We start from the raw sequence: 13995 nt of genomic DNA, 5'->3' as shown, positions 1-13995 counted from the left end.
GCCCGCAAGCGTCCGTCGGTCAGTTCAACGTCAGTTTGACCCCGAAGCCGACCAGACACAGCCCTGCCAGTTTTTCCAGAGCCCTCGCGATACGTGGGTTGGCGCGCATGCGCTCGGCGAGAAAATGGGTCAGCAGCACGATTAGCAGGCCGTAGAAAAAGGTCAGCACCATGATGGTCACGGCCATGAAACCGAAAGTAATCAGCCCCTGATGGCGCTGCGGGTCGATGAACAGCGGGAAGAAGGCCATGTAGAAGATGATGGCCTTGGGGTTGAAGACGGTGATCACCAGGGTTTGCCACAGGTATTGGCGCGGCTTGATGTCCAGCGTCGGCGCCGCGCCTGGCTTGGCCAGGATCATGCGCAGGCCAAGGTAGATCAGGTAGGCCGCACCGAGCCACTGCACGACATGGAAGGCCGCCGGATAGGCCTTGAGCAGCGCGGCGACCCCGGCCACCGCCAGCCATAGCAGCACCTGGTCGCCGAAGATGATGCCGAAGGTCGAAGCCAGCCCGCCGCGAATCCCGCCCTTGCCGGTGGACAGGATCAGCGCCAGGTTACCCGGCCCTGGAATGGCCAGCAGGATGATGAAGGCCACCACGAAGGCGGCATAATCCGTCACACCGAACATACGGGACTGCCTCCGGCAGGTTATCCACAGGCTGGCCGCCCAGGTTAGGTCGCACTCACTTCTTGGTCGGCCGCTTCCAGCCTTCGATATTACGCTGCTTGGCCCGGCCGACTGCCAGCGTGTCCGCCGGCACATCGCTGGTCACCACCGAACCGGCACCCGTGGTCGCGCGGTCGCCCAACGTTACGGGTGCCACCAGCGCGCTGTTGGAGCCGATGAAGACGTCCTCGCCCATGACGGTGCGGAATTTGTTGGCACCGTCGTAATTGCAGGTGATGGTGCCGGCGCCGATATTGGTTCGCGCGCCGATCTCGGCATCGCCCAGGTAGCTCAGGTGGCCGGCCTTGGCGCCTTCGCCCATGACGGCATTCTTCAGTTCGACGAAGTTACCCACATGGGCCTTGGCGCCCAGTTTGGTGCCCGGGCGCAGACGCGCGAACGGACCACAGTCGGCGCCCTCGCCCATCTCGGCACCGTCCAGGTGGCTGTTGGCCTTGACGATGGCGCCCTTGCGCAGCACCGAGTCCTTGATCACGCAGTTGGGGCCGACCTGCACATCGTCTTCGATCACCACCTTGCCTTCGAGGATCACGTTGATGTCGATGGTCACGTCGCGGCCGACGCTCACCTCACCGCGCACGTCGAAACGATGCGGATCGCGCAGGGTAACGCCCTGGGCCATCAGGCGGCGGGCCATGCGCTGCTGGTAATGGCATTCGAGCTGAGCCAGTTGGATACGGTCATTGGCGCCCAGCACTTCCATCTCGTCGCTGGCACGCTCGGTAGCCACGGTCAGGCCGTCGGCCACGGCCATGGCGATCACGTCGGTCAGGTAGTACTCGCCCTGGGCGTTGCTGTTGGACAGGCGGCCCAGCCAGTCGGCCAGGCGCTTGCCGGGCACGGCGAGGATGCCGGTGTTGCCCTCGCGGATCTGCCGCTGCGCTTCGCTGGCGTCCTTGTGCTCGACGATGGCCTGCACCACGCCTTGCTCGTTGCGCACGATGCGACCGTAGCCGGTCGGGTCGGCCAGTTCGACGGTGAGCAGGCCCAGCTGGTTGTCGCTGACCAAGGCCAGCAGACGCTCGAGGGTCGCGGTCTCGATCAGCGGCACATCGCCGTAGAGGATCAGCACACGCTCGGCGCTGAGTTGTGGCAGGGCCTGGGCCACGGCGTGGCCGGTGCCGAGCTGCTCGGCCTGGATGACGAAATTCAGGTCGTCGGCGGCCAGGCGCTCGCGCACCTTGTCGGCGCCGTGGCCGATCACCACCTGAATGCTGTCGGGCTGCAGACTGCGTGCGGTGTCGATGACGTGTCCCAGCATGGGCTTGTCGGCGACCGGGTGCAGTACCTTGGGCAAAGCGGAACGCATGCGCGTGCCCTGGCCGGCGGCAAGAATGACGATATCCAGACTCATAGAAAGCTCCTTGCTGGGCAGGATAGGTCCGCGGCGAGAAAGCGCCGCGCGAAAAGAGCGCTATTTTGCCAGAAACGCAAAGGGGCGACCTAAGTCGCCCCTTTGCGTGATACCGCGATACGCGATCAGCGGCTGCGGCCGCCGAACTTCTTGCGCATCTCTTCGATGGTGCGCAGCTGGGCAGCAGCCTCGGCCAGGCGTGCCGAAGCACTGCCGTAGTCGAACTCGGTGCCCTTCTCGCTCAGCGCCTTCTCGGCCGCCTTGCGCGCCTCGATGGCTGCGGCTTCATCCAGGTCGCCGGCACGAACAGCGGTGTCGGCAAGAACCTTCACCATGCTCGGCTGAACTTCCAGGAAGCCACCGGAGATGTAGAACACCTCCTCGGTGCCACCCTGCTTGATCACTCGCACCGGACCCGGCTTGAGATCGGTCAGCAGCGGGGTGTGGCCCGGCAGGATACCCAGGTCACCGAGGTGACCGTGGGCGATGACCATTTCCACCAGCCCCGAGAACAGCTCTTCTTCCGCACTGACGATATCGCAGTGGACTGACATAGCCATAACAATGCCTCGGTTGAGAGGCCGGATCGGGCAGCAGCCCTATCCGGCCCGGACGCCCCCTAGAGGGCGCACCCGTTACTTACAGTTTCTTGGCTTTCTCGATGGCTTCGTCGATGCCGCCTACCATGTAGAACGCTTGTTCCGGCAGGTGGTCGTAGTCGCCTTTGAGAATGCCGCTGAAGCCGGCAATGGTGTCCTTCAGGGACACGTACTTGCCCGGGGCACCGGTAAAGACTTCAGCCACGAAGAACGGCTGGGACAGGAAGCGCTGGATCTTACGAGCGCGCGCTACCAGCAGCTTGTCGTCTTCGGACAGTTCGTCCATACCCAGGATCGCGATGATGTCCTTCAGCTCCTTGTAGCGCTGCAGAACATACTGAACGCCACGAGCGGTCTCGTAGTGCTCCTGGCCGATCACGTTCGGGTCCAGCTGACGGCTGGTGGAGTCCAGCGGGTCAACGGCCGGGTAGATACCCAGGGAAGCGATGTCACGGCTCAGTACGACGGTGGCGTCCAAGTGGGCGAAGGTGGTCGCCGGGCTTGGGTCGGTCAGGTCGTCCGCAGGTACGTAGACGGCCTGGATCGAGGTGATCGAGCCTTTCTTGGTGGAGGTAATACGCTCCTGCAGAACGCCCATCTCCTCGGCCAGGGTCGGCTGGTAACCTACTGCCGACGGCATACGGCCGAGCAGTGCGGATACTTCGGTACCGGCGAGGGTGTAACGGTAGATGTTGTCGACGAACAGCAGAACGTCACGACCTTCGTCACGGAACTTCTCGGCCATGGTGAGGCCGGTCAGCGCGACGCGCAGACGGTTGCCTGGTGGCTCGTTCATCTGACCGTAGACCAGGGCTACCTTGTCGAGAACGTTGGAGTCCTTCATCTCGTGGTAGAAGTCGTTACCCTCACGAGTACGCTCACCCACACCGGCGAACACGGAATAACCGCTGTGCTCGATGGCGATGTTACGGATCAGCTCCATCATGTTTACGGTCTTGCCCACACCGGCACCACCGAACAGGCCGACCTTACCGCCCTTAGCGAACGGGCAGACCAGGTCGATTACCTTGATACCGGTTTCCAGCAGATCGTTGCCGCCGGCTTGCTCGGCGTAGCTCGGCGCAGCGCGGTGGATTTCCCACTGCTCTTCTTCACCGATGGGGCCGGCTTCGTCGATCGGGTTGCCCAGCACGTCCATGATCCGGCCCAGGGTCGCTTTACCGACCGGTACGGAGATGGCCTTGCCGGTGCTGTTGACGTCCAGGCCACGCTTGAGGCCTTCGGTCGAACCCATGGCAATGGTACGTACCACGCCGTCGCCCAGCTGCTGCTGGACTTCCAGGGTGGTTTCAGCGCCCTGTACCTTCAGGGCTTCGTATACGTTCGGTACCTGATCGCGCGGGAATTCCACGTCGATAACGGCGCCGATGATTTGAACGATACGTCCGCTACTCATCTTTGGTTCCTCTGACTTTTTTCAACCGTTCTAAACAGTTGAACCGTTCTTAAACCGCGGCAGCGCCGCCGACGATTTCCGAAATTTCCTGGGTGATCGCTGCCTGACGAGCCTTGTTGTAAACCAGCTGCAGGTCCTTGATGAGTTCACCGGCATTGTCGGTTGCGTTCTTCATCGCGATCATCCGCGCAGCCTGTTCGCACGCGCTATTCTCGACCACGGCCTGATAGACCTGCGATTCAACGTAGCGCACCAGCAGCGCATCCAGCAGTTGCTGGGCGTCCGGCTCGTAAACGTAGTCCCACAGACCTTTCTGTACACCCTGCTCTTCGCTCGCGGCCAGCGGCAGCAGCTGCTGCACTTCCGGCTTCTGCACCATGGTGTTCACGAACTTGTTCGAGACCAGGTAGAGGCGGTCGATACGGCCTTCGGCGTAGGCATCCAGCACGACCTTGACGCTACCGATCAGGTCGTTGATGGACGGCTCTTCACCCAGCTTGCTGATGGCGGCAACCACGTTGCCCCCGTTGCTGCGGAAGAAGCTCGCGCCCTTGCTGCCCACCACGCAGAAATCGGCGTCGACCTTCTGGTCGCGCCATCCCTTCAGGCTTTTCAACAGCGCCTTGAACAGGTTGATGTTCAAGCCACCGCACAGACCACGATCCGAGGTCACCACGATATAACCGACGCGCTGTACATCACGCTCCACCATGAACGAGTGGCGGTATTCCGGGTTCGCCTTGGCCAGGTGACCGATCACCTGACGAATACGCTCGGCGTAGGGGCGACCGGCAGCCATGCGCTGTTGAGCCTTGCGCATTTTGCTGACCGCCACTTTTTCCATGGCGCTGGTGATCTTTTGCGTGCTTTTGATGCTCGCAATCTTGCTGCGAATCTCTTTTGCGCCTGCCATTTCACACCTTTTGGTTCAAGCAGGCGGGGGCCGAAGCCCCCGCTGCGGTTACCAGGTTTGGGTGGCCTTGAACTTCTCGATACCGGCTTTCAGGCCAGCGTCGATCTCGTCGTTGAAGTCACCCTTCTCGTTGATCTTCGCCATCAGGTCGGCGTGATCACGCTTGAAGAAGGCGATCAGGGCCTGCTCGAAGCTGATGACCTTGGCGACTTCGATGTCCTGCAGGAAGCCACGCTCGGCTGCGTACAGGGACACCGACATTTCGGCAATGGACATCGGCGCATACTGCTTCTGCTTCATCAGCTCGGTTACGCGCTGACCATGCTCGAGCTGCTTGCGGGTGGCTTCGTCCAGGTCAGAAGCGAACTGGGCGAATGCCGCCAGTTCACGGTACTGAGCCAGAGCGGTACGGATACCACCGGAGAGCTTCTTGATGATCTTGGTCTGGGCCGCGCCACCGACACGGGATACCGAGATACCGGCGTTGACGGCCGGACGGATACCCGAGTTGAACATGGCCGATTCCAGGAAGATCTGACCGTCGGTGATGGAGATCACGTTGGTCGGAACGAACGCGGAAACGTCACCGGCCTGGGTTTCGATGATCGGCAGAGCGGTCAGCGAGCCAGTCTTGCCGGTTACGGCGCCATTGGTGAACTTCTCGACGTACTCTTCGGAAACGCGGGAAGCGCGCTCCAGCAGACGGCTGTGGAGATAGAACACGTCGCCCGGGTAGGCTTCACGGCCTGGCGGACGGCGCAGCAGCAGGGAGATCTGACGGTAGGCAACGGCCTGCTTGGACAGGTCGTCGTACACGATCAGGGCATCTTCACCGCGGTCACGGAAGTATTCACCCATGGTGCAGCCGGCGTACGGAGCCAGGAACTGCAGCGCAGCGGATTCGGAAGCCGAAGCTGCAACCACGATGGTGTTGGCCAGGGCGCCAGCTTCTTCCAGCTTGCGTACCACGTTGGCGATGGTCGATTGCTTCTGACCGATGGCCACGTAGACGCAGCGGATGCCGCTGTCTTTCTGGTTGATGATGGCGTCGACGGCCAGAGCGGTCTTACCGATCTGACGGTCACCGATGATCAGCTCGCGCTGGCCACGGCCGACCGGGATCATGGCATCGACCGACTTGTAACCGGTCTGCACCGGCTGGTCGACCGACTTACGCCAGATCACGCCCGGAGCCACTTTCTCGACAGCGTCGGTAGCTTGAGCGTTGATCGGGCCCTTGCCATCGATCGGGTTGCCCAGTGCGTCGACGACGCGGCCCAGCAGTTCCGGACCAACCGGGACTTCCAGGATGCGGCCGGTGCACTTGGCGCTCATGCCTTCGGCGAGGGTCAGGTAGTTACCCAGTACCACGGCACCCACGGAGTCCTGCTCCAGGTTCAGGGCCATGCCGTACACGCCACCAGGGAATTCGATCATCTCGCCGTACATGACGTCGGCGAGGCCGTAGATGCGCACGATACCGTCGGAAACGCTGACGATGGTGCCTTCATTACGGGCTTGAGCGGTTACATCAAGCGACTCAATGCGCTGCTTGATGATTTCGCTAATTTCGGAAGGATTCAATTGCTGCATGCCAGTTCCCTCAAATCAGGATTTCAACGCTTCGGCCAGCTTGTTCAGCTTGCCGCGGACCGAACCGTCGATGACCAGGTCACCTGCACGAATGACAACGCCGCCGATCAGGGCGGGATTGACCACGGGCTTGGGCTGGACGGTGCGATCGAGCCGCTTGGAAAGGGCGGCAGCCAGAGTTTGCAATTGCTCGGTATTGAGCTCGAAAGCCGACTCGACCTCGACATCGAGGGCGCGTTCGGCTTCAGCCTTCAGCACGGCGAACTGTTCGCGTACTACCGGCAGCAGCGACAGTCGGTCGTTGCTGCCCAGCGAGCGCAGGAAGTTGCTGAACGAAGCGTCGATGTGACCGGCACAGATCTGCGCCAGAACATTGACTTTCTGCTCATCGGTCAACGCCGGGTTGACCAACTGCTGAGCCATGGCCGGCGTTTGAACCGCAGCCGCGGACAGCGACAGCATGTTCAGCCAGGCATCGGCCTGCTGTGCAGCACTGGCAAACTCAAACGCGGCTTTCGCGTAGGGCCGAGCGAGCGTGTTGGTATTGATCATCGCGAGCCTCGCTTAGAGTTGAGAGGCCAGTTTTGCGACCAGATCGTTGTGCGCAGCGCCGTCCACGGAGGACTGCAGGATCTGCTCGGCGCCGGTGACAGCCAGAGCTGCTACCTGCGAACGCAGTTGATCCTTGGCACGGTTCACTTCCAGATCGATTTCGGCTTTGGCGCCAGCGATCAGCTTTTCACCTTCGGAGCGGGCCTGGGCCTTGGCTTCCTCGACGATTGCGTTGGCGGTCTTGTTCGCCCGATCGAGAATTTCGGCAGCTTGCTCTTTGGTTTCACGAAGCATCTGGGCAGCGCGTTCCTGGGCCAACTGCAGATCGCGCTCAGCGCGCCCGGCAGCATCCAGACCTTCTGCGATTTTCTTCTGGCGTTCCTGCATGGCCTGCGTCAGCGGCGGCCATACGAACTTCATGCAGAACCAGACGAAAATAGCGAAGGCAATCGTTTGACCGAACAGGGTCAGGTTAATGTTCACAGCGATTTACCTCGTGCTATCTCGTGTTCCGGGGAAGAAAAGCCTGAAGAGGCAGCACACATCATGCTGCCTCGAACTCAGGAACTCTTAACCCGCGACAACGAAGATCAGGTACATCGCGATACCAACACCGATCATCGGAACGGCGTCGAGCAGACCGGCCATCAGGAAGGTCTTGGTTTGCAGCTGCGGGCCCAGCTCAGGCTGACGAGCGGTGGATTCCAGCAGCTTGCCGCCCAGCAGGGCGAAGCCGATACCGGTACCCAGGGCACCCAGACCGATCATGATGGCAGCGGCGATGTAGACGAGTTCCATAGTTAGCTCCAGAGTTTTTAGAGGTTAAGGTTACGAGTTAGGGGTTTTCGGGTTTTTCGATGTCGATCAGTGGTGATCTTCGTGCGCAGCACTCAGATAAACCACGGTCAGCACCATGAAAATGAACGCCTGCAGCGGGATGACCAGGATGTGGAAGATAGCCCATGGCACGTTGAGACCCCACTGAACGTAGAAGGGCAGCAGCGCGATCAGGATAAACACCACTTCACCGGCATACATGTTGCCGAACAGACGCAGGGCCAGGCTCAGCGGCTTGGTCAGCAGGCCGATGATTTCCAGGAACAGGTTGAAAGGAATCAGCGCCCAGTGGTTGAACGGGGTGAACGACAGTTCCTTGGTAAAGCCACCGATGCCCTTGACCTTGATGCTGTAGAAGATGATCAGCAGGAACACGCCCAGCGAGATACCGAAGGTACCGTTGGGGTCGGCGGTGGGGACGATCTTGAAGTACGGCAGGCCCATGGCGTGCGCCAGACCCGGAATGTAGTCGACCGGGATCCACTTCAGGCTGTTCATCAGGAACACCCAGACGAAGATGGTCAGGGCCAGCGGCGCAACCAGCGGGTTCTTGCCGTGGAAGGTGTCCTTGACGATGCCCTGGACGAATTCGATGCACATCTCGGCCATGTTCTGCAGGCCGGTCGGTACACCGGTCACGGCGCGCTTGGCAGCCATGCGGAACAGGGTGATGAAGATCAGGCCCATGAACAGCGACCAGCCCAGGGTGTCCACATGGACGGCCCAGAAGCCCATCGCTTTCACTTCTTCCGGGGTCTGGGCAATGATCCAGCCCTTGTCCGGATGAGCGCCGTAGACCAGGTTCTGCAGGTGATGCTGGATATATTCTGCTGGGGTATCAGCCATAAACGCCTCAAACGGTCCAATGCTTCAGAAAACTTTCATGAGCAGGGGCGCACAGGCTGCTGCCAGAAGGGCAAGCAGATACCCGATGAACAGCGTCATCGGGTCCAGTGGTTCAACCCCTACGAACGCCAGCGCAAACAGCACTGCCGTGATAATCCATTTACCCATGGCCCCGGCCCAGATCGACTGGACGATGGCCTTGGCCGAACGCGCGCCAAAGTAACGAAAGGCCTTGAATGCAAAATACGCGTTGGCCAGCAGGGCTATCAGCCCTCCCAGCAATGCCGAATAGGCCGCGACCCATCCGCCACTGACGGCAAAAAACACTGTGATCACAGCCGTCACGATGGCCTGAAAAATCAGGATCGGAAACCCTGGCTGACGATGAAACGGGGCCTTACTGGGGATGCCCATCGACCTCTCCCGAAAAGCCGCCGAACCTCGGCCCGTGGCCGACAAAATTGCGCGGGGAGTATATGGGCCAGCCTGCGCCCGATCAACCGTGCTGTAGTAGGAGCGAAGTAGGACTACAGACTGAATTGTTTCAACGAATGTGCGCCAGTACACCCTGCAATTCGTCGAGGGAGCTGTAGCGAATCACCAGCTGTCCCTTTCCCTTGCTGCCGTGCTTGATCTGCACAGGCGAGCCCAGACGCTCTGCCAGCTTCTGTTCCAGGCGGCTGATGTCCGGGTCGGCCTTGGCCTTTGCCGGGGCGGGTTTGGCGCTCAGCCACTGGCGCACCAGCGCCTCGGTCTGACGAACGGTCAGCCCACGTGCGACAACGTGTCGCGCCGCTTCGACCTGCTGTTCGGGGGGTAAACCGAGCAGCGCACGGGCGTGGCCCATCTCCAGATCACCATGGGCGAGCAGGGTCTTGATCTCCTCGGGCAGGGCGATCAGACGCAGCAGGTTGGTGATGGTGACGCGCGACTTGCCGACCGCATCGGCGACCTGTTGCTGGGTCAGCTCGAATTCCTGCTGCAGGCGCTGCAGGGCCACGGCTTCCTCGATCGGATTGAGGTCCTCGCGCTGGATGTTCTCGATCAGTGCCATGGCGATGGCGGCTTCATCGGGCAGTTCACGGACCATGGCCGGAATCTTGTCCTGACCGGCCAGCTGGCTGGCACGCCAGCGACGTTCACCGGCTACGATCTCGAAACGGCCGTCGCCGATGGGACGCAGCACGATAGGTTGCATCACGCCCTGGGCACGGATCGAAGCGGCGAGTTCCTCCAGGGCAGTCTGGTCCATGTCACGACGCGGCTGGTACTTGCCGCGCTGGATCAGTTCCAGCGGCACGTATTGCAGTTCGCGTGTGTCGACCTGGGCGGCCTCTTCCTGCAGTGCACTGACGGTGTTGCCACCGAGCAGGGCGTCCAGACCTCGACCCAGACCTCGTTTCTTCGCAGCCATGCGGATGTTCCTTAAGCGGTAGCGGTTTTCGCGGCGGCGCGCTGACGGCGCACCAGCTCGCCGGCCAATGCCAGATAGGCAATGGCACCACGGGATTGTTTGTCGTAGACCAGCGCCGGCATACCGAAGCTCGGCGCCTCGGCCAGGCGCACGTTGCGCGGGATCACGGCATCGTACAGCTTGTCGCCGAAGTGCTGCTTGAGCTGGGCGCTGACGTCGTTGGTCAGGCTGATGCGCGGGTCGTACATGGTGCGCAGCAGACCTTCGATCTGCAACTTGGGGTTGAGCAGCTGAGCGATGCGCTGGATGCTGTTGACCAGATCGGAAAGCCCCTCGAGCGCGTAATACTCGCACTGCATGGGGATGATCACGCCATCGGCGGCGACCAGGGCGTTGATGGTCAGCATGCTCAGCGACGGTGGGCAGTCGATAAGGATGTAGTCGTAATTCTCGCGGATCGGCGCCAGGGCGTAACGCAGGCGGCTTTCCTTCATTTTCATCTCGAGCAGGGCGACTTCCGCGGCGGTGAGGTCGCGGTTGGCCGGCAGCAGCTGGTAGCCACCGTGTTCGGAGAACTGCATGGCCTGGCTAAGGTCGCACTCGCCGATCAGTACGTCGTAGATCGAGTGCTCGAGACCGTGCTTGTCGACACCGCTGCCCATGGTCGCGTTGCCCTGCGGGTCGAGGTCGATCAGCAGCACGCGGCGCTTGGTCGCGACCAGAGAAGCGGCCAGGTTGATGCACGTCGTGGTCTTGCCCACGCCGCCTTTCTGATTGGCGATCGCGAATACCTTGGCCATCTTCCTTCCCCCTTAGACCGAGCGACGCAGTATCAACAGATGGCGCTGGCCTTGGCAACCTGGAACCCGCAGCACGTGGGTTGCACTGAGACGGAAGTCCGCCGGCAGGGCCTGCAGCTCGTCATCCGGATGCACACCCTTCATCGCCAGCCAGTGGGTGTCGGCGTTACCCAGGTGGCGTGTCCAGTTGCTGAAGTCTTCGAGGCTGCTGAAAGCCCGCGAGCTGATGCCGTCGAATGCCTGCTCGGGTCGATAGGCTTCGACGCGGTTGTGGACAACCTCGAGGTTGGCGAGTTTCAGCTCCAGCTTCACCTGGACGAGAAAACGGGTCTTCTTGCCGTTGGAGTCGAGCAGGGTGAAACGGCGCTCGGGGAACATGATCGCCAGCGGAATACCGGGCATGCCGCCACCGCTGCCGACGTCCAGCCAGTTATCCCCACGCTCGGCCACGAACGGCACCACCGACAGGCTGTCGAGCAGATGGCGCGAGACCATCTCGTCGGGGTCGCGCACGGCGGTGAGGTTGTATGCCTTGTTCCACTTGATCAGCAGGCCCAGGTAGGCGAGCAGCTGGTCCTGCTGCCGCTCGCTAAGCTCGATACCCAGTTCGCGGGCGCCTTGCAGCAGTTCTTCGGCGTGACGCTGAGTGACCGACATCAGGCGCTCTGCTCCAGCTTCTGGCCGGCGCTGCGCTTCTTCAGGTGAATCAGCAACAGGGAAATCGCCGCCGGGGTGACCCCGGGGATGCGCCCGGCCTGCCCAAGCGTGGCGGGGCGGGTATTGCCGAGTTTGAACTGGATTTCCTTGGACAGGCCGGAAATGGCGCTGTAGTCCAGGTCTTCCGGCAGCTTGGTGTCCTCGCTGGCACGCAGTCTGGCGATCTCGTCCTGCTGACGGTCGATGTAGCCGGCGTACTTGGTCTTGATCTCGACCTGCTCGGCCACCTGGTTATCCACAGCCGGCGATTCGGTGATCTCTGCCAGGGCCGCGTAGTCGATTTCCGGACGGGCCAGCAGGTTGAGCAGGTTGTACTCGTGAGCCAGCGGCGTGCCGAAACGCGCAGCGATGGCGTCGCCCTGCGGCGTGCCCGGGCGCACCCAGGTGCTCTTCAGGCGCTGTTCTTCCTGGGCAATGCCTTCACGCTTGGCTTCGAATGCCGCCCAGCGCTCGTCATCCACCAGGCCCAACTCGCGGCCTTTCTCGGTCAGGCGCAAATCGGCGTTTTCCTCGCGCAGGATCAGCCGGTATTCGGCGCGCGAAGTGAACATGCGGTACGGCTCCTGGGTGCCGAGGGTGATCAGGTCGTCGACCAGAACACCGATGTAAGCCTCATCACGGCGCGGGCACCAGGCCTCTTTGCCCTGCGCGCGCAGGGCAGCGTTGCAGCCGGCGAGCAGGCCCTGGGCACCGGCCTCTTCGTAGCCGGTGGTGCCGTTGATCTGGCCAGCGAAGAACAGGCCGCCGATGACCTTGGTCTCCAGGCTGTACTTGAGGTCGCGCGGGTCGAAGTAGTCGTACTCGATGGCGTAGCCCGGACGCATGATGTGCGCGTTCTCCATGCCACGAATGCTGCGCACCACCTGCAGCTGCACGTCGAACGGCAGCGAGGTGGAAATCCCGTTGGGGTACAGCTCGTGGGTGGTCAGGCCTTCCGGCTCGATGAACACCTGGTGGCTGTCCTTGTCGGTGAAGCGATGGATCTTGTCTTCGATCGACGGGCAATAGCGCGGGCCGACGCCTTCGATCATCCCCGAGTACATCGGCGAACGGTCTAGGTTGGCGGCGATGATCTCGTGGGTACGCGCGTTGGTGTGGGTGATCCAGCAACTGATCTGCTTGGGCTGATGCTCACGCTTGCCGAGGAAGGACATCAGCGGCGTAGGCGTATCTCCGGGTTGCTCGGTCATTACCGAGAAATCCACGGAGCGGCCATCGATGCGCGGCGGCGTACCGGTCTTGAGGCGGCCGACACGCAGTGGCAGTTCACGCAGTCGATGCGCCAGCGCGATGGAGGGCGGATCACCGGCACGGCCGCCGGAGTAGTTCTGCATGCCGATGTGGATAAGTCCGCCAAGGAAGGTGCCTGTGGTCAACACCACGGAATCCGCGTGGAATCTCAGGCCCATCTGGGTGACGACGCCCTTGACCTCGGCGTTTTCCACAATCAGGTCATCGGCCGCCTGTTGAAAAATCCACAGATTGGCCTGGTTTTCCAGAATCTCGCGTACGGCGGCCTTGTACAGGACACGGTCAGCTTGAGCGCGAGTTGCGCGTACCGCCGGACCCTTGCGGCTGTTGAGAATACGGAACTGGATGCCGCCTTTGTCGGTAGCGGTGGCCATGGCCCCGCCGAGGGCATCGATTTCCTTGACCAAGTGGCTCTTGCCGATACCGCCGATGGCCGGGTTGCAGCTCATCTGCCCGAGGGTCTCGACATTGTGGGTAAGCAGCAGGGTCTTCACGCCCATGCGTGCTGCAGCCAGGGCTGCCTCGGTACCGGCATGACCGCCGCCGATCACGATCACGTCAAAACGGGAAGGGAAATCCACCACGCACCTCGTGCCTGTTGAGAAGGGGTCTGAAAGAAAGGCGGCAAGTATAGGGACTTAAGCCTGCTGAATGAAGCCTTCTGAACAAAAAATAGCCAACTGGTTGGTCACATTTCTATCAGCCGGATCCTCGACCTGATCACCCCTGGGCCTGGAAGAAATGCGCTCAGGCTTATAAAGAATAGAAAGAGAGAATTTTTATAAAGCTTGTTCTTTATGTTTATGTATAGAGCCAGGCCTTTCTGTGGATAAGATGCTACAGGCCTTGTCATAACTGGTGTACAGAGAATGATAAAGCTGTGTCGTTCCTGCTCGCTTCCATTGAGAAAGCTGCTGAGTCACTGTGGATGGAACGGGCTGTTACCCACAGGTGTAGTTACACCCAGCTTTGTAATAGGTTTATGTGCAGGGTTCAGGGGTGGTTTTCCAC

Annotated in this window: 15 protein-coding genes; all 15 read right to left on the bottom strand. The window is 61.2% G+C overall.

Features of this window, described 5'->3' with window-relative positions; translation table 11 throughout:
* Positions 1-19 precede the first annotated feature (19 nt).
* The 15 genes from DXK50_RS04185 to mnmG all read right to left on the bottom strand — a co-directional run bounded on the left by DXK50_RS04185 (position 20) and on the right by mnmG (position 13565).
* Positions 20-631 carry a LysE family transporter gene (locus tag DXK50_RS04185; RefSeq protein WP_212629424.1) on the bottom strand — a complete coding sequence of 204 codons (612 nt, stop codon included), beginning with the start codon at positions 629-631 and terminating at the stop codon, positions 20-22.
* Positions 632-686: 55 nt separating this feature from the next.
* Positions 687-2045 carry a bifunctional UDP-N-acetylglucosamine diphosphorylase/glucosamine-1-phosphate N-acetyltransferase GlmU gene (gene glmU, locus DXK50_RS04180; RefSeq protein ID WP_161864272.1) on the bottom strand — a complete coding sequence of 453 codons (1359 nt, stop codon included), beginning with the start codon at positions 2043-2045 and terminating at the stop codon, positions 687-689.
* A gap of 125 nt (positions 2046-2170) precedes the next feature.
* Entirely contained in the window at positions 2171-2605 is a 435-nt protein-coding gene (locus tag DXK50_RS04175) for a F0F1 ATP synthase subunit epsilon (RefSeq protein WP_017676260.1), read from the bottom strand.
* A 79-nt stretch (positions 2606-2684) separates the two neighbouring features.
* Positions 2685-4061 (bottom strand): F0F1 ATP synthase subunit beta, encoded by a 1377-nt coding sequence (gene atpD / locus DXK50_RS04170; RefSeq protein WP_012020331.1) that lies wholly within the window; start codon positions 4059-4061, stop codon positions 2685-2687.
* Positions 4062-4110: 49 nt separating this feature from the next.
* Complete coding sequence (gene atpG, locus DXK50_RS04165; RefSeq protein ID WP_161864271.1) at positions 4111-4974, bottom strand: F0F1 ATP synthase subunit gamma; 864 nt, start codon at positions 4972-4974, stop codon at positions 4111-4113.
* A 48-nt stretch (positions 4975-5022) separates the two neighbouring features.
* Positions 5023-6567, bottom strand: a complete 1545-nt coding sequence (atpA, locus tag DXK50_RS04160; RefSeq protein ID WP_161864270.1) for a F0F1 ATP synthase subunit alpha — start codon at positions 6565-6567, stop codon at positions 5023-5025.
* Positions 6568-6582: 15 nt separating this feature from the next.
* Complete coding sequence (locus DXK50_RS04155) at positions 6583-7119, bottom strand: F0F1 ATP synthase subunit delta (protein ID WP_024306122.1); 537 nt, start codon at positions 7117-7119, stop codon at positions 6583-6585.
* 12 nt (positions 7120-7131) lie between these two features.
* The gene (locus DXK50_RS04150; RefSeq protein WP_024306123.1) at positions 7132-7602 is read right to left on the bottom strand and encodes a F0F1 ATP synthase subunit B; all 471 of its coding nucleotides are present in this window, start codon (positions 7600-7602) and stop codon (positions 7132-7134) included.
* 87 nt (positions 7603-7689) lie between these two features.
* Entirely contained in the window at positions 7690-7917 is a 228-nt protein-coding gene (gene atpE / locus DXK50_RS04145; protein WP_003241387.1) for a F0F1 ATP synthase subunit C, read from the bottom strand.
* 66 nt (positions 7918-7983) lie between these two features.
* Complete coding sequence (atpB, locus tag DXK50_RS04140) at positions 7984-8802, bottom strand: F0F1 ATP synthase subunit A (RefSeq protein WP_090431634.1); 819 nt, start codon at positions 8800-8802, stop codon at positions 7984-7986.
* A gap of 24 nt (positions 8803-8826) precedes the next feature.
* Positions 8827-9216 (bottom strand): F0F1 ATP synthase subunit I, encoded by a 390-nt coding sequence (locus tag DXK50_RS04135; RefSeq protein ID WP_212629423.1) that lies wholly within the window; start codon positions 9214-9216, stop codon positions 8827-8829.
* Between the two features lie 130 nt (positions 9217-9346).
* On the bottom strand, positions 9347-10216 hold the full coding sequence (locus tag DXK50_RS04130) for a ParB/RepB/Spo0J family partition protein (protein ID WP_161864268.1): 870 nt from the start codon (positions 10214-10216) through the stop codon (positions 9347-9349).
* Between the two features lie 11 nt (positions 10217-10227).
* Complete coding sequence (locus DXK50_RS04125; RefSeq protein WP_106737956.1) at positions 10228-11016, bottom strand: ParA family protein; 789 nt, start codon at positions 11014-11016, stop codon at positions 10228-10230.
* A gap of 12 nt (positions 11017-11028) precedes the next feature.
* The gene (gene rsmG, locus DXK50_RS04120; protein ID WP_212629561.1) at positions 11029-11676 is read right to left on the bottom strand and encodes a 16S rRNA (guanine(527)-N(7))-methyltransferase RsmG; all 648 of its coding nucleotides are present in this window, start codon (positions 11674-11676) and stop codon (positions 11029-11031) included.
* Positions 11673-13565 carry a tRNA uridine-5-carboxymethylaminomethyl(34) synthesis enzyme MnmG gene (mnmG, locus tag DXK50_RS04115; protein ID WP_212629422.1) on the bottom strand — a complete coding sequence of 631 codons (1893 nt, stop codon included), beginning with the start codon at positions 13563-13565 and terminating at the stop codon, positions 11673-11675. Before mnmG ends, rsmG begins: the two co-directional genes overlap by 4 nt.
* Positions 13566-13995 lie beyond the last annotated feature (430 nt).

Origin of the sequence: Pseudomonas sp. KB-10 (assembly GCF_018221585.1) — a bacterium.
Taxonomy (GTDB): domain Bacteria; phylum Pseudomonadota; class Gammaproteobacteria; order Pseudomonadales; family Pseudomonadaceae; genus Aquipseudomonas; species Aquipseudomonas yangonensis.
The sequence above is the reverse complement of the archived record's forward strand: the minus strand, read 5'-3'. Positions and strand labels throughout refer to the sequence as shown.